The 23,706-nt window shown below is 53.5% G+C and carries 19 protein-coding genes; 12 read left to right on the plus strand and 7 right to left on the minus strand.

Features of this window, described 5'->3' with window-relative positions; translation table 11 throughout:
- The first annotated feature begins 295 nt into the window (after positions 1 to 295).
- The 8 genes from AC27KL_RS10840 to AC27KL_RS10875 all read left to right on the plus strand — a co-directional run bounded on the left by AC27KL_RS10840 (position 296) and on the right by AC27KL_RS10875 (position 12,323).
- Positions 296 to 3,532: a polysaccharide lyase family 8 super-sandwich domain-containing protein gene (locus AC27KL_RS10840; RefSeq protein WP_487169650.1), complete on the plus strand. Its 3,237-nt coding sequence runs from the start codon at positions 296 to 298 to the stop codon at positions 3,530 to 3,532.
- A gap of 175 nt (positions 3,533 to 3,707) precedes the next feature.
- Positions 3,708 to 4,172 carry a GlcG/HbpS family heme-binding protein gene (locus AC27KL_RS10845; protein ID WP_487169651.1) on the plus strand — a complete coding sequence of 155 codons (465 nt, stop codon included), beginning with the start codon at positions 3,708 to 3,710 and terminating at the stop codon, positions 4,170 to 4,172.
- A 195-nt stretch (positions 4,173 to 4,367) separates the two neighbouring features.
- On the plus strand, positions 4,368 to 5,585 hold the full coding sequence (locus AC27KL_RS10850; protein ID WP_487169652.1) for an acyltransferase: 1,218 nt from the start codon (positions 4,368 to 4,370) through the stop codon (positions 5,583 to 5,585).
- A 271-nt stretch (positions 5,586 to 5,856) separates the two neighbouring features.
- Entirely contained in the window at positions 5,857 to 7,194 is a 1,338-nt protein-coding gene (locus AC27KL_RS10855) for an ABC transporter substrate-binding protein (protein WP_487169653.1), read from the plus strand.
- A gap of 162 nt (positions 7,195 to 7,356) precedes the next feature.
- Positions 7,357 to 8,214, plus strand: a complete 858-nt coding sequence (locus AC27KL_RS10860; RefSeq protein ID WP_339321691.1) for a carbohydrate ABC transporter permease — start codon at positions 7,357 to 7,359, stop codon at positions 8,212 to 8,214.
- A gap of 24 nt (positions 8,215 to 8,238) precedes the next feature.
- Positions 8,239 to 9,087, plus strand: coding sequence for a carbohydrate ABC transporter permease (locus tag AC27KL_RS10865; protein ID WP_339321690.1), 849 nt, complete (start codon positions 8,239 to 8,241; stop codon positions 9,085 to 9,087).
- Between the two features lie 1,177 nt (positions 9,088 to 10,264).
- Positions 10,265 to 11,335 (plus strand): bifunctional 3-deoxy-7-phosphoheptulonate synthase/chorismate mutase, encoded by a 1,071-nt coding sequence (locus AC27KL_RS10870; protein ID WP_487169654.1) that lies wholly within the window; start codon positions 10,265 to 10,267, stop codon positions 11,333 to 11,335.
- Between the two features lie 193 nt (positions 11,336 to 11,528).
- A complete protein-coding gene (locus AC27KL_RS10875; RefSeq protein ID WP_487169655.1) occupies positions 11,529 to 12,323 on the plus strand; it encodes a DUF2935 domain-containing protein in 795 nt (264 codons plus the stop codon).
- Positions 12,324 to 12,440: 117 nt separating this feature from the next.
- Here AC27KL_RS10875 and AC27KL_RS10880 read toward each other — a convergent pair whose 3' ends face one another.
- From AC27KL_RS10880 to AC27KL_RS10910, 7 genes are all read right to left on the minus strand, one after another.
- Complete coding sequence (locus AC27KL_RS10880) at positions 12,441 to 14,156, minus strand: adenine deaminase C-terminal domain-containing protein (RefSeq protein ID WP_487169656.1); 1,716 nt, start codon at positions 14,154 to 14,156, stop codon at positions 12,441 to 12,443.
- Between the two features lie 18 nt (positions 14,157 to 14,174).
- Positions 14,175 to 15,230 carry an ABC transporter ATP-binding protein gene (locus tag AC27KL_RS10885; RefSeq protein ID WP_339321686.1) on the minus strand — a complete coding sequence of 352 codons (1,056 nt, stop codon included), beginning with the start codon at positions 15,228 to 15,230 and terminating at the stop codon, positions 14,175 to 14,177.
- A gap of 16 nt (positions 15,231 to 15,246) precedes the next feature.
- Entirely contained in the window at positions 15,247 to 16,035 is a 789-nt protein-coding gene (locus AC27KL_RS10890) for an ABC transporter permease (protein WP_487169657.1), read from the minus strand.
- 6 nt (positions 16,036 to 16,041) lie between these two features.
- Positions 16,042 to 16,863: an ABC transporter permease gene (locus tag AC27KL_RS10895; RefSeq protein WP_487169658.1), complete on the minus strand. Its 822-nt coding sequence runs from the start codon at positions 16,861 to 16,863 to the stop codon at positions 16,042 to 16,044.
- 61 nt (positions 16,864 to 16,924) lie between these two features.
- Complete coding sequence (locus tag AC27KL_RS10900; RefSeq protein ID WP_487169659.1) at positions 16,925 to 17,857, minus strand: nucleoside hydrolase; 933 nt, start codon at positions 17,855 to 17,857, stop codon at positions 16,925 to 16,927.
- A gap of 84 nt (positions 17,858 to 17,941) precedes the next feature.
- Positions 17,942 to 19,006 (minus strand): ABC transporter substrate-binding protein, encoded by a 1,065-nt coding sequence (locus AC27KL_RS10905; RefSeq protein ID WP_487169660.1) that lies wholly within the window; start codon positions 19,004 to 19,006, stop codon positions 17,942 to 17,944.
- 182 nt (positions 19,007 to 19,188) lie between these two features.
- Positions 19,189 to 19,536, minus strand: a complete 348-nt coding sequence (locus tag AC27KL_RS10910; RefSeq protein WP_036708005.1) for a hypothetical protein — start codon at positions 19,534 to 19,536, stop codon at positions 19,189 to 19,191.
- A gap of 86 nt (positions 19,537 to 19,622) precedes the next feature.
- Here AC27KL_RS10910 and AC27KL_RS10915 point away from each other — a divergent pair, with 86 nt between their 5' ends.
- The 4 genes from AC27KL_RS10915 (at position 19,623) to AC27KL_RS10930 (ending at position 23,593) form a co-directional block, all read left to right on the plus strand.
- Positions 19,623 to 19,979: a hypothetical protein gene (locus tag AC27KL_RS10915; RefSeq protein ID WP_487169661.1), complete on the plus strand. Its 357-nt coding sequence runs from the start codon at positions 19,623 to 19,625 to the stop codon at positions 19,977 to 19,979.
- 73 nt (positions 19,980 to 20,052) lie between these two features.
- Positions 20,053 to 20,985 carry an ABC transporter permease gene (locus AC27KL_RS10920; RefSeq protein ID WP_487169662.1) on the plus strand — a complete coding sequence of 311 codons (933 nt, stop codon included), beginning with the start codon at positions 20,053 to 20,055 and terminating at the stop codon, positions 20,983 to 20,985.
- 11 nt (positions 20,986 to 20,996) lie between these two features.
- On the plus strand, positions 20,997 to 21,908 hold the full coding sequence (locus AC27KL_RS10925) for a carbohydrate ABC transporter permease (RefSeq protein WP_487169663.1): 912 nt from the start codon (positions 20,997 to 20,999) through the stop codon (positions 21,906 to 21,908).
- A 29-nt stretch (positions 21,909 to 21,937) separates the two neighbouring features.
- Positions 21,938 to 23,593, plus strand: coding sequence for an extracellular solute-binding protein (locus AC27KL_RS10930; RefSeq protein WP_339321678.1), 1,656 nt, complete (start codon positions 21,938 to 21,940; stop codon positions 23,591 to 23,593).
- Positions 23,594 to 23,706 lie beyond the last annotated feature (113 nt).

The raw sequence follows: 23,706 nt of genomic DNA on the forward strand, positions 1-23,706 counted from the left end.
TGGGTCTTCGCAAACGGTTTGCCGAAATGTATAATGTTTACGAGGAGCGGTTCAGCATGCCTGGAGGCGTTGCTGCAACGTACGACGTTCTTTGGAAGCAAGCGGCGGCCGACTGAAAAAGAGGTTTCACCGGGGGTTCACGACTTTGTTCGGCGGATCCCCGGTTTATACATATCATATTTGAAAACGGTTACAAACCCTTCTTGATGACGGCCGCCGGCTCATGAATGCTCGATTGCGCTCCTGCTCCATGCTCCATTGTCTTTCAAAAATTGAATCGGCGGGGTGAACGTTAGTGAGGAAAATCAGTGTACTTTTGGCTGTCAGCATGTTTTTGTTTTTATTTTCTCCCGGGAATTTCGGCGCATCGGTTCAAAAAGCACGGGCCGAGACGGCCAACTTGCTGGTCAACGGCGGTTTTGAGCAGACGGCCTCCGCGCCGGACGCCAGCTGGAGCGGCGTGACAAGCCCGGCTCCCGCCTATTGGGCATTATGGATACCGACGGGAAGCGGCAAAGCCCCGAACCAGACCGCACGCGTGTACTTGGATTCAACCACGCGCCATGAAGGCATGCAGTCGATCGCCTTCGACGCGTTCGAAACGAGCAGGATATCCGTCAACCAAAAAGTGACGAACATTGCCGCGGGGAAATCCTACAAATTAAGCATGTGGGTGAAAACGGAGAACGTGATCGGAACCGGGGCCTATTTCAGGACGCAGTTTTACAATACAAGCAAAGTCGGGGACGGTCCGGCTTCGGCCAAGCTGCTGGGCACCAACGATTGGACGCTGCAGCAGGTCTACATGACCATTCCCGCAGGCGTGACCAAGCTGGTCATCGAACCGTTTCTCGAAACCGGGACGGGGAAAGTCTGGTTCGACGACGTAGTTTTGGAGGAATATGACGGGATCACGGGGCTGGCGCTGGATCAAACGGCCGTATCGATGGGGATCGGGGAATCCTTGGCGCTTGGATTGACGAAGACACCAGCCGATGCGGCGGATCAAACGGTCGTCTGGAGTTCAAGCAACCCGGATGCGGTTGCCGTGGATTCCGCGGGGAAGCTTTCGGCGATCGCGGCCGGTACGGCAACGATCACGGCAGCCACACCGGACGGAAGCGTCAAAGCGCAATGCCTGGTGAACGTCGAATCGGCCGAAACCGCCGAAGCTTACCGCCAATTGCGGCTCAAATGGGCTGAAAAATTAACGGGCGGTTCCGGGAACCTTGGCGGTGACCCGAACGTAAGGGAGGCCGTCGCCAGCATCGACGACAGCGTTTCGAATGACGCCGGCAGCGGGTATTGGGATCTTTTGAACCAAACGGAAGGCCGGACCTATTTGTGGAGCGACTTGAAAAGCGCGACGGACTCGGCGCAAATTTCAAGCGCCTACGGCAGAATCCGGACGATGGCCGTCGCTTATTCCACGCCAGGCTCAAGGCTTTACCATAACGCCGGATTAAGGGACGCGATCGTCGGCGCTTTGGACTGGATGTACGCGAACCGTTACAACGAGAGGAAAAGCGCCTACGGGAACTGGTGGGATTGGGAGATCGGCGCTCCGCAAATTTTGAACGATGCCGTCGCGCTGATGTACGACGAGCTGACGCCGCAGCAAATCGCCAATTACATGAAGGCTGTCGATGCGTTTGATCCCGATCCGAAAAAAGGGACCGTGCTGGGCGTCAAAGGTACGACCATGACCGGCGCCAATTTGCTGGACAAAGCGCTTGTCGTCACCGTTCGCGGAGTCATCGGCAAAAACAGCGCTAAAATCACGCTCGGCCGGGATGCCATCGGACCGGAATTTGCTTACGCGAGCCATGGCGACGGGGTGTACAAGGACGGATCGCTCGTTCAGCACTCGAATATCGCCTACACCGCGGGATACGGGGCCGTCTGGCTCAGCCGCGCCGCCGACATGACGTACCTGTTGAACGGATCGCCGTGGCCGGTGACGGATCCGAACGTAAACAACGTATACCGCTGGGTAACGGATACGTTCGAGCCCGTTATTTATAAAGGTTTGTACATGGACATGGTGAACGGCAGGGGGATATCCCGGGAAGGATCGGGCAGCGCCCGCGGCACGATCGTCACGCTTCTGCGGCTTGCCGAAGGGGCGCCGGCGGAAGTCGCCGCCTCCATCAAAAGCATGGCCAAGGAATGGATCAGCAAAGACACGACGTATGCCGACTATTATGCCGGTTTGCCCGTCTACGACTTGATCCTTGTGAAGCAGCTGATGAACGATGCGGCGGTTCAGCCGCGCGGCGAACTGGTCAAAAGCCGGGTGTTTGCCGGCATGGACCGCGTCGTGCATTTGCGGGAGGGGTACGGGTTCGGGCTAAGCCTGTTTTCCAACCGCATCTCCGCATTCGAAAAAGGAAACAACGAAAACTTGAAAGGCTGGTATACGGGAATCGGCATGACCTATGTCTATGACCGGGATCTGAAGCAATTCCGGGACGGCTTTTGGCCGACCGTGAACTCGTTCCGCCTCCCCGGCACGACGACGGACGGATCGGGAGAAGGGATGACGCCCGGGGAATGGAAAAGCTATATGAACACCAAAACATGGGTCGGCGGGACCTCGATCGACGGTCTTTACAGCGCCGCCGGCATGGATTTTTCCCTGTCGCAGGTCACGGGAAGCAGCCTTACGGGGAAAAAGTCGTGGTTCATGTTCGACGACGAAATCGTCGCGCTGGGCGCGGGGATCACGAGCACGACGGCCGGACCCCAACCGGTCGAAACGATCGTCGACAACCGAAAACTGAACGCGGCCGGCGACAACGCGCTTACGGTCAACGGGGTAAGGCAGCCGGACGGCCTCGGCTGGTCCGAAACGCTTAGCGGCGTCAAATGGGCGCATCTTGCGGGCAACGTGCCGGGTTCGGACATGGGCTATTATTTCCCCGGCACCCCGCAGCTTCACGCTTTGCGCGAATCCCGAACGGGATCATGGAGCCAAATCAACAGCGGCCAGTCCAAAACGCCGATCACCCGGAATTACCTCAGCCTGGCGTTCGAACATGGAACGAAACCCGCGAACGCGAATTATGCCTATATCCTGCTCCCAGGCAAAGACGCCGCCGCCACGGCAGCGTACAGCAGCAATCCTCAGGTGGAAATCATGAGCAATACGGCCGAGCTGCAGGCCGTCAAGCAAAAAAGGCTCGGCATGACGGCAGCCAACTTCTGGGTTCCGGGGACGATCGGTACGATCACCGCCAAAAATCCGGCGTCGGTTATGCTGAAGCAGACCGGCGGAGAGATTACACTGGCCCTGTCGGACCCGACCCAGCAGCAAAGCACGATCACGGTCGAGCTTCGCCAAGCCGGCCTTTCGCCGGTCGCGAAAGACGACTCGGTTCAGGTAACGCAAAACGGCGGCATAACAACCATCGTGGCGGATGTGAAGGGCTCCATCGGACGAACGCATACCGTGACGTTCCAAAACGTGTTGCCCTCGGCGGGCAGCCATCGGTATTTGGGGCATGAATGGCCTGCCGGCCAGGAAAATTAACGGCCGATCCCCAAAAAAAACGCAGCCTTGATCAAGGCTGCGTTTTTGCGCTTACGGACGGGATCGATGCAGGGGATGACAGCCCAAAATCAACCGGTATTCGGGTAGACGAATATCACGATTCCCATCCATGCGCATATCCTGGAATGAATTAAAGACGAGGAGTGAAGCCTTGATGAAATTATCATTGGAGACGGCGAAACGGCTGCTCTCCGCAGCGGAGCAAAAATCCCGGCAAATGGGCCTGGCAAGCAATATCGCGATTGTGGACGACGGCGGAAATCTGGTCGCTTTTCAGCGCATGGACCATGCCCGCCTGGCCGGAATCGGGATTGCACAGGATAAAGCTTGGACAAGTGCCAGCATGCAAATACCGACGGCGAACCTGTCGCAAGCGGCGCAGCCCGGCGGGCCTTCCTACGGGATCAACACCACCAACCGCGGCCGCGTCGTCATTCTCGCCGGAGGGATTCCGTTAAAAGTCGGCGAGGAGATCGTCGGCGGCATCGGCGTCAGCGGGGGCACCAGCGTGCAGGATGCCGAGATTGCCAATGCGGCAGTGCAGGCTTTTCAAGCGATGCAGGCAAATCCCGGAGGAAACGTTAACGTCCGCGCCCGCATCGGATCCGTTCGGTTTTAAGCCGGGTTATACCGTCGGAAGCTTTGTGCAGCCTGCCGCAGCCGCCCTTTCATAAGGGCGGTTTTCGTGTTGTCCGAGGGCATGGATGCGTTCGAGTTGCATCATTTTCCCAACCGCTTTCGGTCCGGGCTTTAAGGTTCGTTTAATCTTCAAAAGGTATACTTGCGCGTAACCGCACATGAAGGAGGAGTTTCCATGGGCAAACCGCGCATTGAAGAATGGACGCAGCTGAGGAGCCTTGCTTTTTTGGCTATCGTCATGCAGCACTCGATCGCGGAGTACATTTACAGGGCCGATATTGAACCGGCCGACTCCACGATGCTGACGATGATGTACCATCTGACCCGATTCGGAACGCCGACCTTTGTTTTTTTATCGGCCGTGCTGATGTTTTATAACTATGACGGGAAGCTGAATTATTTTGCGTTTATCCGCAAAAGGCTTGAGACCGTCTTCGTCCCATTCCTGTTCTGGACGATCGTTTACTGGCTTTACGTCCGCGCATTTACGCCGTCGTTCTGGCAAAAAGGAGGACAAGACTGGGGCAGCCTGCTGCGGGAGCTGGTCCAGCCGCAAATCGGCTACCAATTATGGTTTATTCTGATGATCATTCAATTTTATATTTGTTTTCCGCTGCTGGCCGCGCTTTATAGAGGCGCCAAAAACAAAATCAACCTTTTGGAGGAAGGAAGACGCACCGGGAGCGTTTTGGCGGTCCTGGCCTTCGTCGGCGCAAGTTATATCATCCTCCTGTATCTGTCCTACTACCGGATGGGCTACTGGGCAGGACAAATCGGAAGCCCTTGGGCAGCGTTGTTAACGCACCGCAGCTATTCGTTTCTCATGTACGGATTTTATTTTGTGCTTGGCGCGGTATGCGCCGCAAACATCGGGAACTGGCGGGCATGGTGCATGAAACTGCTGCCATGGTGCGGAATGGTTTTTCTGGGAATGTACATCCGTCTCGGCTATGACGTGCTGCGGGGCTCCGGCGAAACCGTCAACCTGAACATTTCCACGTATCTGAAGCCTTCGACCTTTATCATCATCATGGCCCAAATGCTGCTTTTGTACGGGCTGCTGCTTCTTCTGCGGGAGCGGAACCAAGCCTTTTTGCGCCTGCTTTCATGGATCGGCACCTATTCGTTCGGGGGTTATCTTGCGCATGCGTTGGTGATTTACGTCATCGCTTATTTTACCCGTCCCCTGAACCTTGCGGGCAGTCATCTGCCGTTTGCGCTGCTTACCTTTGCATTGACGGTTCTGGCTTCGCTCGGCATCAGCTATGCGTTGTCCCGCATGCCGGGGGCCCGCTGGATCGTGGGAGCAGGGCGCCGCAAGCCGCTTCGGGGCAACAAAGTCAACGATTACCGGGGCGATTCGCGCACCGTCTTCGGGGCAGGCAACAGGTAATACGACTGACCAAGGCAAGCTCCGGGCCATCCGGACAACTTCATATCAAGCGAGGATGCACCTCCGGAAAGAGGCATCGGCATGAACCGTTTCAGTTCGACCGGCGCATTTCCAGGGGTGTTTTTTTTGTTTCCCGAGTCCCATTGTGAATATTTCCCCGTCATTTAGAGGAATGTATCCCCTTACAAAATTTGCAACTAATGTATGATAAGAACAGACAGCATAAGTCGAACAGCGCATATGAAAAAACCATATTGAGGGGGATTTGCAAGTGAAAAGGTCTTCATTGATTCTTTTGAGCATGCTGGTCGTGTTTACGATGTTCCTGGCCGCATGCGGCAAAACCGAGGAGAAAAACACGGCGACCGAACAACCGAAAACGGAATCGGAAAAGCCGAAGGAAGAGGCGCCGAAAAAAGACGTATCGCTCCGCATATTCTCGACATTCGGCGGCACTGACGCCGCGCGCGAAGCCTTCCAGGCCGCGATCGACGAATTCGTGTCGAAAAATCCGAACGTCAAAGTTGAAAACGATACCATGTCGGCCAACGACGACGGCTTCAGAACGAAAGTCAACACGGACATGAACTCCGGCAACGAGCCTGACCTGCTGTTCTACTTCGTCGGCGCCGACGCTCAAGGCTTTGTGGACGCAGGCAAAGTGGTTCCGATGAACGACATTTTGGATGCGAACCCGGAATGGAAGGCGGGCTTCAACCCGACGGCGCTCGAAAACACGAGAATGCAGGACGGCAACATTTACGCCATTCCGTTAACGGGCTACTATGAAGGCTTATTCGTGAATAAAAAGATTTTTGCCGATAACAACCTGGAGCTGCCGACGGACTGGGATAAGCTGAAAACAGCCGTTTCGACTCTTTCCAAAAAAGGAATCATCCCGCTTGCGGCTCCGTTTGACCAATCGCACTATGTCATCGAACATTTTATACTCTCGGCCGCAGGAGCGAAGGGGCATGACAGCGGTCTGGCCAACGGCATCGATCCGAACTGGGAGAAAGGCTACGCTGCAATGAAAGAACTGTACGATCTGGGCGCTTTCCCTAAAGATGCGGCCACCATTGATCTCAGCATGGCTTCCAACTATTACGCTGAAGGCAAAGCCGCAATGATCATTGAGGGTTCGTGGGCGTCGGGAGCATGGAAAGACCCTGCCGTTATTGATAATACGACCATTCTTCCGTTCCCAGCCATGCCAGGCGGAGTCGGCACGGGCAAAGAAATTATCGGCGGTTACGGAAGCGGATTCTATCTTTCCAAAGCAACATACGATAATGCGGACAAGAAAGACGCAGCGATCGAATTGCTGAAGCACATGACTTCTAAAGACGTTATCGAAAAAATTTCCCTTGCCAACGGCGGTCTTCCGGCTGCTGCAGGCGTAGAGACCAAGGGCGCAACCCAAGTAGCCAATGACGGTTTTGCTTTGGCTGCCAGCGCACCTTCGGTAAGCAGACCGATCGACAACGTGGTTGCACCTGAGACGTTCTCGACGCTGCGTGCTGGCGTTGCTGCCGTCGTAACCGGCAAAAAGACTCCGGCCGACGTGTTGAAGGAAGCCAAAGAAATCGAGGATGCCAATAAAAAATAAGGACAGTTTCTACACGTCCTATAGAACGACATCAACGGATCGTTCATTCAATGAGCGACAAGAGAGAGTGATTTCCTGCTTAACAACGCCGTCTCTTTTGAGGCGGCGTCCTCTTTTAGGCACCTCGGATGCTATAGAAAATAAACTCAAGTGGTGATAAAGATGAAGGGCGATCGAAAGTATATCTGGATCTTTTTGTTCCCGATGGCTGCGTTTTTGACCGTATTTTTGTATTATCCGTTTTTCAAAAGCTTGTATTTCAGCTTTTACCGGACCAAAGGTTTTTTCGATAAAAAGTTTATCGGTTGGGACAACTACGAACGTTTAATTTCCGACAAGCTGCTGGGCGCTGCAACGCTGCACACGCTTGAAATCATGCTTTACGTCCTCGTTTTCCAGGTGGGGATCGCCTTGCTGCTGGCGGTCATGGTAGACAACATTACGAAGCTGAAGGGTTTTTTCCGGTCCGTGTTCTTTTTCCCCGTCGTCATTTCCGGTACGGCGATCTCGCTGTTGTTCGTGTTGTTTTATAACTACAATTTCGGACTGCTCAACAACGTGCTTGCCGGTTTAGGCTTCGAGAAAGTGCTGTGGCTCAGCGAGACCAATGCGCTCAAGGCGATCGCGGTTCCGACCGTATGGCATTACGTCGGTTTTTATTTCGTCCTGTTCGTGACGGCAATGTCCAAAATTCCCGAGGATTATTACGACGCTGGCAAAATCGAAGGCATTACCGGCTTCAAGAAAATGGTCAGGCTCACCATTCCGCTCATTTTGAGCGACATCAAGGTCGTCATAACGCTCGCCATCACGGGCACCTTGAAAGTATTCGATTTCGTGTGGGTCATTTCCAGGGCGCAAAACGGCACCGACGTGTTGGGGACATACATGTACAAAAAGGCGATGGTCGACCAGAACTTCGGTTACGGGTCGACGGTTGCAATTTACATGGTCGTGCTCGGGGTCGTGATCGCCTTGATAGCCAATCGTTTGTTAAAAAGCGAAGAAATCACATATTAAGCTGTTATTAGGGGTGTAATCGTTATGCAGCCAGCTATGAAGAGCAAAAAACGTTTCAAACTCAGCACGGCGCTGATGTACATCGTACTTTCGGCCTGGGCGATGACGACGATTTATCCGTTGTTCTGGATCGTCAACAACTCGTTCAAGGAATCCCGGGACGTGATGAACAAATCCTTTTCGCTCGCCCTGGAACCCGTGTTCATCAACTATACGACCGCATTCGACCGGATCAATATCGGCAGAAGCTACGTGAACAGCCTGATCATGTCGGGAGGCACGGTCCTGTTCGTGCTGCTGTTCGGCGGATTGGCCGCCTACGTCTTGTCCAGGTTTACGTTTCGGGGCAAACGGTTTATTTTCTCCATTTTGTACGCGACGTTGTTGGTGCCCGCATTCGCGACGGTCGTGCCTGTATATGAGCTTTTGATCAAAACAAGCCTGGTGAATACGTACTGGGGGCTGATTTTGCCGCAAACGGCCGGCAATCTGACCTTTGCGACGCTTGTCATTGCCGGGTATATGTCAACGATCGCCAAGGAACTTGAAGAAGCGGCATTTATGGACGGCTGCAACCGGTGGCAGATGTTCACGAAAATTTTCATGCCCGTTTCAAGGCCGGCGTTTGCGTCGGTCAGCATTTTCGTATTTTTATGGTCGTATAACGATCTGTTCTCTGCGCTCATTTTCGTCAACAAAGAGAAGGTTCGCCCGATCGTCGCGCTGCTCAGCGAAATCAGCTCGCAGTACGGAACCGACTTTGGCCTCATGGCGACGGCGGTAACCCTGACGGTCATGCCGATCCTGTTCATCTATCTCTTTATTTCCAAATTCATCGAAAAGGGCTTGACCGAAGGAGCCGTAAAAGGTTAGAAACGGGATTCATGCTTGAAAAAGGAATAAGCAATTTCAAAGATTCAACGATTAAACGGCAGAAATGTCGTTTTTTTCTTCATGTGCCGGTGGTTTGTTTAACCCGCCTTGGAGTGCCGGGCCCAGGACGCCCGAGGGCGGTGATCCGGGAGGATTTTGCAAGGATTGACAATGTTTTATCCGCAGTTTGACAGCATTTTTGGCGGAAGTATGAAAAAATAAAATTGTTTTCATAGATTCAAATTTTATTATTGACCAGCGTATAAAATCCAACATAATATTATCTGTATACAGATATTATTCTAAAATTTGTATTTTTCTTCCACCTAAGGAAACGCTGGCAAACGGCAGTTACTGACGAAAATTTACGGCTGATTGCAGGAAACAACAGCGATTGCATACATAGAGCTTTTTGCCGTCCGACGTCACGAAAGAGAAATACCGCCCGAATAAGAGCATGAAAAGCCTAAGAAGAGCATAGTTGAGCCGAGAGGATGGTAGAGCATCGACTCGTACCGATAAGAGCAACCAAAATGACAGGGAGGTAACCGGAATTCATGAATAGCACGGAATCAACGCAAATTTCCATCGAGGAAGCCAGGCAGAGGCTTTACCATATGGTGGATCAATACGGAGAGGTATGGAATCCCAAGGTGATCCGGTAGTCGATGGTGCTTGACGAACTGATCAACTGCTACAACAGGGCGATGAAAGATAAACGAGCGGAAAAACCGATCGCATAACCGGGAGGTTTTCGGCGTCTTTTTCGGGCTTATCTATCTTTCTGCGCTGCAATGAAGCAATTAAGCGTTAAATAAAATGCTTGCCACCCGGGTTCAGGTTGTAATACAATGCATTTAATTTCATTCGACGACACAAGCCATGAAGGAAAGAGTAAGCGGAGAACGTATTAACAGGGACGGCATGCCGGTAGACTGAGAGCATCCGAATCACCGCACCCGCCGAAGTTCATTCCGGAGCCGGCATCTGAACGTCTGTTTTCCGCAGACCGTAGGCATGCCCGTATACCTTGCGTTAAAAGGCCAGAAGTGAGATATGCCGCTATTGTTTTCGGGCATGTCTAATAAGGGTGGTACCGCGACTCCTCGTCCCTTGACGGACAGGGGTCTTTTTGTTTTTCAAAAATCGAATCCAAGGGATAAAGGAGAGACGTACGATGAGTCAAGGACGTTTGGAACAATTGCGCACGAAACTGGATGAGGTGAATCTGCAGCTGCTTGCGCTTCTGTCGGAGCGGGCCAAAATCGCCCAGGAGCTGGGCGTCGAAAAAGAAAAGCAGGGCGTCCCGAAATTCGACCCGGTCCGGGAGAAGGAAATGCTGGAGAAGCTGGTAGCCAGCAACGATGGGCCGTTTGACCATGAAACGGTACGGCATCTGTTCAAGCAAATTTTTCAAGCGTCATTGTCCCTTCAGCAGGTGGACCATAAGAAACATCTCCTCGTCAGCCGGAAAAAGAAACCGGAAAATACGCTCATACAACTGGGCGACGTCACGATCGGCGGCGGCAAACCGGTCATGATCGCCGGGCCGTGTTCGGTCGAAAGCTACGAGCAGGTCCGCACCGTCGCCAAAGCGCTCAAGGAGGCAGGGATGACCGTCATGCGCGGAGGCGCGTTCAAGCCGAGAACGTCTCCTTACGACTTCCAGGGGCTTGGCATCGAAGGGCTGAAAATATTGAAGGAGGTCGCGGACGAGTTCGGCCTGAAGACGATCAGCGAAATCGTGGACCCGGCGCATATCGAGCTGGCTTGCGATTATATCGATGTCATTCAGATCGGCGCAAGAAACATGCAAAACTTCGAGCTGCTGAAAGCCGCCGGCGACGTGCGGACGCCGATCCTTCTAAAACGCGGACTTGCGGCTACGTTGGATGAATTCGTGCATGCGGCCGAATACATCGTGTCCCGCGGCAACAGCCAGGTCATGCTGATCGAACGCGGCATCCGGACCTATGAGAAGGCGACCCGCAACACGCTCGACATTTCGGCGGTGCCGATCCTGAAGCAGGAAACCCACCTTCCGGTACTGGTCGACGTCACGCATTCGACGGGACGCAAAGACATTTTGGCTCCTTGCGCCAAAGCGGCGTTGGCCGCAGGAGCGGACGGCGTCATGGTCGAGGTGCACCCGGATCCGGCGACGGCTTTGTCCGACGCGGCGCAGCAGCTCAACATTCCTCAGTTCCATGACTTTTATGCGGAGGTGCAAAAATCGGGGCTGCTGTAAAACGGGCGATCCCGCTTTCGAGGCTCCCGAAGGGTTCGCTTCAATCCCCTTTTTCCCCGGCATAATTCGGGTCCCTCCAAGCATATATTTGTAGCTGGTTTAAGCCTTTTGCCGCTTTCCGTTCCATGAGACGGATCCGTTTTTCGAAGCTTGCAAAAGGCCCGGCTACAATAACGCTGAAGGGGGCTTTCGCATGAACGACGAGGCGCTGTTCGAACACAGGTTTTGGCTGCAAATTTTAGGGGATCATGCCAGGTTTATCTTCAATGGGCTGTCATCCAAGGAAACGGAGGACGTCCGGACGGCGGACCGGTTTATCCGGCAGTTCGACCAGCTGCTGGCGCAGTCGCGGAGCTTGGGGCCGGAGCAGGATTTGAAGCAGCTGAACGAGCAGGCATATCAAGCCGCGGCCGAGCTGCGGTCCTTCAAATTAAGCCTCCTGGACCGCGTGCTTCTCCGCCAAATCGATATCGGCTTATCCCCGACCTTCATCAACCACATGATCAACGAGCTGGAGGAGTACGAAAGGATTTTGAAGGAGCTGCTTGCGGGAAAGCCGGTGCCGCGTTATCATCCGCTGCATCACGACCTGCTGTGGCTGCCGGATGCGGCCTTTCATTCCGCGTCGATCGCATCCGATCTGGACGGGGTCGAAAGAAGGCTGATCCGCAAAAGCAAGGAATTCGAACAGCATTTTAATGAATTTTATTTAAAGGCGCTGGAGCTGGTCGGCTATTTGCGCACGTTAAAACCGACGTATCCTTCGATCAAAAAGTTCCATACCGACGTTGACGTGGAAATGTCCGCATTCATGGCGTTTCTGCTGGAGGTGGAGGAGCTGGATATCAGCGCCGAACTGTTGACCCGCCTGAACAAACTCGTTCCGGATCACATGTACAGGGAAGAATGTTATTATTTGCAGAAGCTTTCCCAGTTCGGGGAAGTGCCAAGGCCCGATTGCGATCCGGCCAAGCCGAGGGTGGAGTAGGGCCTGCGGCCGCGGGCAGGAGGTCCGGCGATAAGCTAAGGGAAGGTCAAGAAAAAACTAAGCCCCGCAAAAGGAGCAGCCGATGGTGCTCGTGTGCGGGGCTTTTTTGGATTGCCACTACCGTTTTTCGATGATCAGCGGCACGATTTGGCCTGCGTTGACGTCGATGAGGCCGCGGTCGGTAATTTTCAAATACGGGCTGACGGGCAGCGAGTGGGTCGCGATGGACATGATCGGGTTGTAATGCTTGTATCCAAGCGCCTGCATCGCCTCCCGCAGCTGCTTGACCGATTCGGCCGCCGCTCCGAGCGGCTCTTCCGTAAGGATGCCTCCGACAGGCAGATGCATGTTGGCCATCACTTCGCCGTCCAAGACGACGCAGAACCCGCCCTGCTGCCGGATGACAGTGTTTGCCGCCAGAAGCATGTCCGCCACGTTATGGCCGACAACCAGCAGATTATGGTTGTCATGGGAATACGTCGTGGCGACCGCGCCTTTTTGGATCGTATCGCCGTTTATGAATCCGAATGCTTTGCCGCCGTGTTTGCCGTAACGCTCGAACGTGGCGATCATGCCGCAGCCGGTGCCTTCCCATTTCAGGCGTCCGCCGACCGCGTCGAATTCGATATGGCTTTCCTGGGTAAACGTCGAGCCGTCCCGCACGGTCATCACCCGGCATAGATAGGTGCCGTCTTCCGCATCAACCTGAGCGGCGAAATCCGCTTCGTTCAGCTCGCTAAGCTGCACGCTCCGGTAAAAATGCTCCGGAAACCGGTACCGGGTTGCCTGCAGCGGGGATGGATTAGACGCCGAATAGGCTTCCTTGCCGTTTTTAAACACCGTTTCCAGCTGCATGCTCTCGAGATTGGCGATCAGCTGAAAATCCGCGATTTTCCCCGGCGCGATCGTTCCCCGGTCGTACAGCCGCATCCGGCGGGAAGGGGAGAAGGTAGCGGCGTAAATCGCCTTTTCGGGCGCCATGCCCATGCCGATCGCTTTGCGGACGATATGGTTCAGGTGTCCGCGGGCTTCGAACGAATCGGCCATCACGTCATCGGTCACGAAGCAGAAGCGTTCGGATACGTCGTGTTGGATGAGATAATCCATAATTTCCGGCGTCATCGACTTCTCCTGGATTTCGATAAACATGCCTGCGCCGATCCTTTCCTTCAGCCCTTCCACCGTCTGGTGCGTATGGTCGGAATCGACGCCGGCGGAGATGACGCGCTGCAGGTCCAGGTCAAGCAGCTTCGGCACATGCCCTTCGATGACCAGCTCCGGATGCCGTTCTTTCATATGCTTTAAAATCCGGTTCGTTTTGCAGTCCGGGTCGGCGATGATATCCACGTAGTTCATGATTTCGCCCAAACAGATGACGTCGCCGGTCGCCAGCAAAGCCTCCATGTCCTCGATTTCGATGGAGCCGCCCGAGGTTTCCAGCGAGGTGGCCGGAACCGAGCTTGGGATCGCGTAAAACATGTCCACCGCGCATTCCCGGCTTGCTTTGATCATTTCCAGCACCCCGCCCAGGCCAAAAACGTTGGCCATTTCATGCGGCTCCGGCACGATCGTGGTCACGCCGTTCCGAAGCAGCCCCTCCGAAAAGGAAGCGGGCGTGACCATCGTGCTTTCTATATGAAGATGGATATCGATAAAACCCGGGATCATGTACAGTCCGCTGGCATCGATCACCTGTTTGGCGCGGAACGTTTCTTCCCCGCGCGGGCCGATATACATGAATTTCCCGTCTTTGACGGCGACGTTGGCTTCCGTCCATTGCTTGAAGTAGCTGTTGTATACTTTGGGATTGAGCAGAAGCAGGTCTGGCTGCATGATAAATTCCCCCTATGGTTATTCGACAAGTACAAGCTTCTCCGATGGAAACAACAGGCGGATTTCCTGCCCATTGGCAAAGGGCTGCTGCATTTCCTTGTTGACCGTAAATTCGCCAAGCGGAGTGACGACGACATACTGGTAGCTGCGGCCCAGATACGTGCTGACCTTGACCTTGCCCGTCAGCACGTTGTCGCCGGGCTGAATTTCCGCAAGCGTTCCGGCGATGAGATCGTCGGGGCGGATTGCGCCTTTCATCGTTGCGGGCATGCCGGGCGCTTTGGCGGCGTGAAAATGGTAGTCCCCGCTGCGCAGGCTGTAGAACGAACCTTCGTCTTCGCGTTCCTCGAAAGCGATAAAATTGTTGAAACCGATAAACCGGGCAACGAATTCGGTTTTCGGATATTGGAAAATGACCGAAGGCTGATCGAGCTGTTCGATAATTCCTTTGTTCATGACGGCCACCCGGTCGGAAATGGAAAAACACTCCTCTTGGTCATGGGATACGTATATGGCCGTAATGCCAAGCTCCTGCTGAATGCGGCGAATTTCGACGCGCATGTTGACCCGGAGGTTGGCGTCCAGGTTGGACAGCGGCTCGTCGAACAGCAGCAGGTCCGGTTCGATCACCAGCGCACGCGCGATGGCGACCCGCTGCTTTTGCCCGCCGGAAAGGGCCTGCGGGAAGCGGCTCTCGAAGCCGCCCAGGCTGACGATTTCCAGCATTCGCATGACCCGTTTTTTGATTTCGTCTTCTTTGACCTTGCGCAGCCGCAGGCCGAACGCCACGTTGTCGTAGACGGACATGTGCGGGAACAGCGCGTAGCTTTGGAAGACGAATCCGAAATTGCGTTTGTTGATCGGGACGCGGGTATAATCTTTTCCCCCGAAGGCAAAGCGGCCGTCCGTGGCGTCGAGAAAACCGGCGATGAGCCGGAGCGTCGTCGTTTTTCCGCAGCCGCTCGGGCCCAGCAAAGAGATCAGGTGGCCTTTTTCGACGGAGAGATTGAAGTCCTTCAAAATGTATTGCTGGTCATAAGCGACCGATACGTTTTCAAGTTGCAGTAAAGACATCGTCTTACGCCTCCATTTATTGTTTGGTGAAGTAGGTCAGACCCAGCAGCCTTTCGATCAGGAACATGAATCCGGCGGTAATGAGCATCAGCAGCACCGAAATGGCCGCGATGGTAGGATCGAAATAGTTCTCGACGTACGTGAGCATTTGGATCGGCAGCGTGCTGACGCCGGGTCCTGTCATGAACAGCGAAATGTCCACGTTGTTGAACGATTCCAGAAAAGCGAGCAGCACCGATGCGATGATGCCGGACTTGATATTCGGCAGGACGATTTTGAAAAAGGTGGCCAGACGGCTGGAGCCAAGGCTGTGCGCCGCTTCTTCCACCGCAAAATCGAAGCCGGCGAGGCTTGCCCCGATGACCCGGATAATGAACGGCAGCATAATGACGGTATGGCCGATCAGCAGCGACGCATAAATCGGAATGTGAAAGGCGATCACGACGTATTTCAGCAGCGTGAAGCCAAGGACGATGCCGGGAATGAGCAGCGGGGACAGGAACACCGCGTTCAGCGTCTCCTTGCCCCGGAACGACGCGCGGTTCAGCGCGTAGGCGGCCGGAATTCCGAGCAAAATGGCCAGCACGTTCCCCAGCAGGGATACCAGAATCGAGGTTTTGAACGTGCTCATGAACATCTCGACTTCGAAAATATTTTGGTACCATTTCAGCGAAAATCCGGTCGGCGGGAACTTCAGGACCGTTCCCGGCTCAAAGGAGGTCACGGCGATAATGACGAGCGGCCCGAGCAAAAACAAATAGACGATAAAGGTAAACAGGGAAAGCCCCGGGTTTTTGGTTTTCATGCGTCTCTACCCCTTCGGTTTGAATTTAGCCGCCGCTTTGTTCATCAGCCCGATGACGACAAACGTGATGATCATCATGATGGTTGCGATGGCCGAAGCGGCCTGCCAATCGTTCAGCGTAATCGCGTTTTGGTACAAAAACGTGGCGACGACGCGTTTTTTGCCGCCGAGCAGGGCAGGCGTGGTATAAGCGGTCAGGCTGCCGACAAACACGAGAATGCTGCCGACGATCAGCCCCGGAATGCTGAGCGGGACGACGATTTTGCGGAACGCGGTCAGCCTGGAAGCGCCCAGGCTTTGAGCCGCCCGCACCAAATCGTGATCGATCGATTCCATGACGCCGACGAGCGTAATGAGAATAAGCGGCAGGAACAGGTGGACCAGGCCGATAATCATTGCCGCCGGCGTATAAAGAATGCTGAGCGGTTCATCGATGATGCCAAGGGCCGTCAGCAGATTGTTCACCAGACCGTTTTTGCCGAGGATGATCATCCAGCTGAAGGAGCGGACGACCGAACTCGTCAATAACGGGAAAATCGCAAGCGCAAGCATGATGCCTTTTTTGCGCGGCGGAAGTTTGGACAAATAATATGCGACCGGAAAACCGATCAAAATGCACAGCAAGGTGGTCATGACGCTGACGAGCAGGGTCGTGCCCAAAATATCGAGGAAATACGCGTCTTTAAAAAACTGCGCGTAGATGCCTGCGGTAAAGCCGCCGTCCTTGAAGAAGGTCGATCCGACCGTCAGGATGAGCGGAACGATCATGAACAACGTCAAAAACAGCAGGCCGGGTGCCAATAGCACGTACAAGTATCGCTTTTTCATGAATGCAATCTCCCGTTTTTAAATTTATCAAAGACGGAGCAGCCGTTTGCGCTTGATAAAATCAACCGCGCAGGACGCCGATCAAGCGGCGGATGAATTCTTCCGCATCGGCCTCCAGGCAGACGTCGACGTTCGGCTCCCGCTGCAGGCGGTTCTGAAAATCGCATACCGTTTGTCCGTCGCATAGTTCGCTTCTGGTTTCCACGTCGACGTAATGCCGCGCGGATCGGACCAGTTCGGGCCAGATGGCCGCCCCGACGGCCAGCGGGTCATGCATGGCGCAGGCCTGGACGCCGTTTCGCTCGAAATAGCGCTTCATATAATCCGCCGTGCTGGCGCGGACATAGCTGGCGATTTCCGAGGATCCCATGGCGTCGATATGCTCGCTTGACAGCAAAGCCGTGCGCGTCACGTCGAGACCGACCATCAGGAGGCGCGGAAACCCGGCCTGGAAAACGAGCTTGGCCGCCTCCGGGTCGACGTGCATGTTGTACTCCGCCACAGGCGTAATGTTGCCGTACGTTTGGACGGCGCCGCCCATGACGACGACTTCCTTCAGATCATGAACGAGCCCCGGATATTTGGCCAAGGCCAGCGCGACGTTGGTCAGCGGGCCGGTGGCGATCAGCGTCACTTCCCCCGGGTAACGCCGGGCCTGTTCGATGATGAAATCGGGACCGAACAGGCTCCGGTCGACGCGATCGGCAGGGCGCATATCGGCCAGTGCCCCGCCAAGGCCGTCCCGGCCATGGACCCGGTGCTCGAACAGCCGGTCGCGCAAAAGCGGACGGGATGCCCCGGGGTATACCGCAATGGAGGGCGCGGCGTGGATCAGCTCCAGTATTTTGCAGGTATTGGCCGTTGCCGTTTCGAGCGACACGTTGCCGTTCACCGTCGTAATCCCGAGCACGTCCAGCTCGCCGCTCCGGATCGCAAGCATAATGCCAAGCGCATCGTCGATGCCTGTATCTACGTCCAATATGGCTTTCTTCACGTGGATTCCCCTTTCGTGGCTTGAATAAAAAGGGCAGGGGCAAGCAGCCCCTGCCGTACAAATGCTGCACGGACCCGCAAACGCTTAGCGGGTGACTTCCCGGTTAAAGCGGTCGGTCCATGTTTTCAAATGGCTGTTCACGAACCCCATATCGAGCTTTTGCAGCTTCTCGACGACTTCGGGTCCGTAGGTTACGCCTTTGGCTTCTTCGGCCGTCAGTTTTACGTTTTTATTGGCAGGGGAATCGACCTTGGCTTTCGCCGCTTTTTCCTGTACCTCCTGGCTCAGCTGCCAGTCGATGAATTCTTCGGCCAATGCCTTGTTTTTGCTGCCTTTGACGACGTTCAGCGTATTGATGATGGCATAAGCGCCTTCTTTCGGCGTGACGAATTCGATGCCGGGAACGGCTTTTTGCAGGTCGCCCACGTACATTTGCATGATCGGCCCGGCAGCGGCTTCGCCTTGGGTAAACATGTTCACGAATTCGGAGGTTTTGCTGTAGTATTTCACGACGCTCGGATTCAGCGCGGTCAATCGTTCGAAAGCTTTGTCTTCGTTAAACTCGGCGCTTCCCGCAACTTTGGAGGCGGCGTCGACCATCATCGGGCCGCTGGTGGACGTGATGCTCGGCATCGTCAGCTTGCCTTTCAGCTCGGGTTTCCACAAATCGCTCCAAGACTCGATTTTCATGCCGGCCGCTTTCGGATCGTAGGCGATGCCGAGTTGGCCGACCGTATAGGCAGGACCGTATTCCTCCCCGTTTGGCGCTTTGGCGATGTCATAAATTTGATCCAGGTTTTTGAGGCGGCTGCGGTCGATTTTTTCGAAGGCGCCCGCTTCGATGCCCTGCTGCGCGTAATAATCCGACAAGTAGATGACGTCGACGTCGGAGCTTCCTTGAAGGATTTTGCTGAGCCGGTCGGCATTGTTTCCCGTTTCCAGAACGATGTCGACGTTGTGCGCCTTTTCGAACGGTTCATAAACTTCCTTATTATAGAAGTCTTCCGCAAAGCCCCAAGTCGAGACGACGAGTTTTTGCTTCTTGGCGCCGGACGAATCTCCTCCGTCCCCGTTTGTGCTGCCGCATCCGGCCAGGACAAGCGCGGAAAGGCTGCAGGCAAGTAGTCCTTTGATCCATGTTTTTTTCACGATGATTCACTCCCGTATAATTTTTGGTTAAATTTGTATATTTCAGAAAAAAGAAAAGCGCCCTAGGTAGAATGAATCTCTAACTAGAGCGCTTTTTCAATGTAAACAAAGAAATAGCGGCATCCGTTTGCTTTCCTGGCACGGGCAGTCCTTAAGATAAATCAAAAGGAAAGCGCCGCGGGTTATGAATCTGTTTTTAAAATAATGTTCGTGACCGCCCACTGCGTTGCGGGATCGTAGTCCCGAAGAAGAGCTTCGATCCGGAGATCCAGCTCATCCTCCAGTCGGGATTTCAGCTTTTTCTTGTAGATCATCGACATATAAAAGTCGACTTCGTATTTCAAAGCCGGAACCTCGCCTTCCAGAACGGTGGAGCGGGGAGAACGACGGTGCCGGGCATAAATCGCGATCGCCTCGGGATGGATGCTTGTCCTCAGCAAGGAAGTTCCAAAGCCGAACAGTTCCTTCGAGACATCATTGTATACCTGGCTCAGCTTCTGCTTGAATTCGTTGGAATCGGAATGAACCATTGGTCACCTTCAAACTATGAAATATTTTTGGTGATAAGGAGTTCACGAGATTTATAATACAAAAAAAACGAAGAATTATCAAGTTATTGTTCGGATTTTATGTGAATTACTCACTATTTTTATTAGGTATTTCCTTAAAAACGACTCATTTACGAACTTTTCTCGGGACGAGAGGTGTTTTTGCCGATAGAGGAACTATCGAAAGAGTAGCGGAAGACTCGGGAGGGGGAGCGGGCTTAACAAACGGCGGCGCGGGCCAAACGCAGGAAAGCTGGGCGAAAAACATTCTGGCGGGCATCTCGATTTGCGGAAAATATGGACCGGTTGAAATCTCCAAAAAACCTTATAACGACGGGGATTTCCTGCTTTTTTGCAAAACCGGAATGTTCCGTCTCCGAAAATATTGCGAAGCCGATCAAAAAATGTTGCTTGCCTTCGTTTGAAACGGCCCATTATGATGAATCCAGCGGAAGCGGGCCCGCAAGACCGCGAGACCGATGAAGAAAGGGGAAGACCATGAAAGCCGTTCGACAACCGGGCGGGCGCATGTCGTTCCGATGGCGCGACAATATGCAGCTCTACCTGATAATGCTTCCCGTTCTTGTCCATATTTTTATATTCAGCTACATTCCGATGTACGGCGTCATCATTGCTTTTCAAAATTATTACCCGGGAAAACCTTTTTTCTCGCTGCATGAGACCGATTGGGTGGGCTTTCAGCATTTCATCGATTTTTTTAACGGCCCGTATTTCGGCAGATTGATGCGCAACACGTTTTTGCTCAGCTTTTATTTTCTCGTGTTCGGTTTCTGGGTGCCGATTCTGTTCGCTTTGCTGCTGAACGAGTTGAAAAGCGGCGTATTCAAAAAATACGTGCAGACGGCCAGTTATTTGCCCCACTTCATTTCGAACGTCGTCGTGGCGGGCATGGTTTTGTCCTTTATCAATACGGACGGCATCGTCAACGCGATCGTCAAACTGTTTGGCGGCACGCCGGTGGCGCTGAATACCGAACCCGGCTATTTTACGGCGATTTATACCATCACAAGCATTTGGAAATCGTTCGGATGGAGCAGCATTTTGTATTTGGCGGCCATGTCCTCCGTCGATCCTCATTTATATGAAGCAGCCAAAATGGACGGAGCAAACCGTTTCAAGCAAATGCTCCATATTACGCTGCCGTCCATCCGGCCGACGATTTTTATTTTGCTTATTTTCGCGATCGGCAATCTGCTTTCGGCAAACAGCGAGTTCATCCTGCTTATTTACAACCCGATGGTATACGAGACGGCGGATGTCATCGGCACGTATTTGTACCGCGACGGTTTGCTGGGCGGAAACTTCAGCTCGGGGACGGCGGTCGGATTGTTTATTTCGCTCATTAACTTCACGCTGCTGTACATCGCCAATTCGCTCAGCCGCAAATATTCCGATTACGCCTTATGGTAAGGGGGAGTACGATGGCCGCCTCGGTCAGAAGAAATCCGAACAAGATCAAGCAGGGTTCTGTAGCGGTCGACATTGTTTTGTATGCGCTTGCGCTTTTTATTTGCCTCATTACGCTGTATCCTTTTTATCTCGTCATCATCATGTCCATCAGTTCGCCGACGGAAGTGGCAGCCATGAACGTGTTTTGGTACCCGAAAGGATTTTTTCTCGATTCCTATAAACTGATCGTCAGCGACACGAAAATGTGGTGGGCATACTCCAATACGCTCATCTACGTGGCCGCAGGGACGTTGTTGAACTGCCTTACGGCTGTTTTAGGCGCATACCCGCTAACGGTACGCACGCTAAAAGGGCGAAAATGGCTCGTCGCTTTCCTGCTGATCCCGATGTATTTCGGCGGCGGGTTGATTCCTTCCTATCTGCTGGTCAACAAGCTTGGATTGTACAATACGATGTTTGCGGTGATCATCCCCGGCATGGTCAGCATTTGGAACATCATTCTCGTCAGAACCTTTTTTACGACCATTCCGGACGGACTCAAGGAATCGGCATTTATCGACGGCGCTTCCCATTTGCAGCTGCTGTTCCGCGTAATTCTGCCCATTTCCAAACCGATTCTGGCGGTCATCGCCATTTATTCGGTCGTCGGCATTTGGAACAGCTGGTTCGACGCGCTCGTGTATTTGCCGAACGAAAAGCTGCACCCGCTGCAAATGTATTTGTACCGCGTCGTCGTGCAGCAATCGGTCGATTTGAAAATGCTGTCGCTTGAGGATACGAAAAATGCCGTGGCCAACATGCTTTCCAATATCCAACTGAAATACGCGATCATCGTGTTCACCACGCTGCCGGTCATTTTTACGTACCCGTTTTTCCAAAGGTATTTCATTAAAGGAGCGCTTCTCGGCTCGTTAAAAGAATAGGCTGCGACCATTCAAAGGGGGAAAACGCAATGAAAAAGTGGAAAAAACCGTTCGTATCCGCTATGATGGCGGTTGTTTTAATCATATCCGTAACCGCTTGCAACAGCGGCGGCAGCAACGGCGGCGGGGCCGACAGCAAAAAAGAGGAAGCCGGCGGCAATCCCGAAACCGGGCAGAAAACCGGCAAGCTCCGGCTGCTCGGGCCGGCCGGCTCGAACAAATATATCAAATTCGAGGACAGGGAGAAGTATCCGGTATGGAAGGAAGTCGACAAGATGCTCACCGATGCCGGCTTGCAATTGGATTACGAGCTGGTTCCGGCGGAGCAATACAAAGTGACCATTCAAACCCGGATGGCTTCCGGTTCTTCTCTTCCCGACATCGTGAATATCTCGGCTCTGGACAACACGACGGTACTGAATTTGGCAAAGCAGGGCGTGCTGCTTGATCTGAATCCGCTGATCGAGAAGTACAGCAACGGCAACATCAAAAAAATGTACAACGAGGAAATGACTTTCGCCAAAAAATCGACGACATCGCCTGACGGCAGCATGTACTGGTTTAGCAATCTGCACAAAAAAACATACCAGGGAAATATACCGGCCCCGGTATCCCTGACCATGCTGCTCCGCAAAGATTGGCTGGATAAGCTGAATCTTCCGGTTCCAAAAACAGCCGAGGAATATTCGCAAACCTTAAAAGCATTCCGGGAAAAGGATGCCAACGGAAACGGCAAGCAGGACGAGGTTCTGGTTTACGATCCAAGCGCGTTTAACGGCGCCATCGCTCAATGGTTCGGGCTGGGCACGGATATCACGGCGGTGGATGTCGAAAACAAAAAGGTGGTATCGCCATGGTATCAAGACGGCATCAAAGATTACTTCCGCTACCTGCAGCAGTTAGTAAAAGAAGGCGTTCTCGATACGAGCCTGATCGGGGCGACAGGGGAGCAAAAGCAGCAAAAAATGACGGAAAACCAGGTGGCTTCCTTAACCGACTACAACCTGGAAACGTACCAGGAGCCGACGATCAATGGCGGCGGCGAATTCCTGCCGCTCATGCCGCTCCAAGCGGTTGACAACATCACTCCGGCAGCCCAATTGGAACCGCCGTTCCTCGTATGGCAGAAATATGCGATTACGAAAGACTGCAAGGATGTGGAAGCCGCGATCAAGTTTTTCGATACGATCTATTCGGAGAAATACGCAGATCTTCTGTATTGGGGAATTGAAGGTCAAACGTACAAAAAGGACGCCAACGGGGCAAAAGTATATATCAACAATGTATCGGAAGAAGAGCTGGCCAAAATGGGTCAGGCCACGGGCCGTCAGCTGTTCGGGGATACCGTCTTCCCTCGCGTTCAATTCGCCAACCTCGAGTTTGAGCTGATCGACAAACCTCAGCACAAAATCGATAACGAGTTAAACATCCTGAACTACAAGCCGTATTTCGTCAACATGAACGACATGTATTTGGCCATCCCGGACGATCAGCAGCTCGAAAAGAAGACGAAAATTTTGACCAACTTGACGACGTACTCGCAGGAGCTTGCGACCAAGCTGGCTCTCGGTCAGAAATCGCTCGACAATTGGGATCAATATATCTCCGAGCTGAAGAAGCTCGGGCTGGACGATTTGATCGAAATCAACCAGCAGCTGCTTGACCGGTACAACAGCATCCAATAACGTTAACGGCAACGTCGAACATCCAATAGGGAAAATGGCGGTTATTCGCAAAACGCGCGAAAAGATCGCCGTTTTCCTGCTTTTGCTTTTTATCGTTTGCGTCATACCAACCG

The organism is Paenibacillus sp. YAE3, assembly GCF_057546105.1.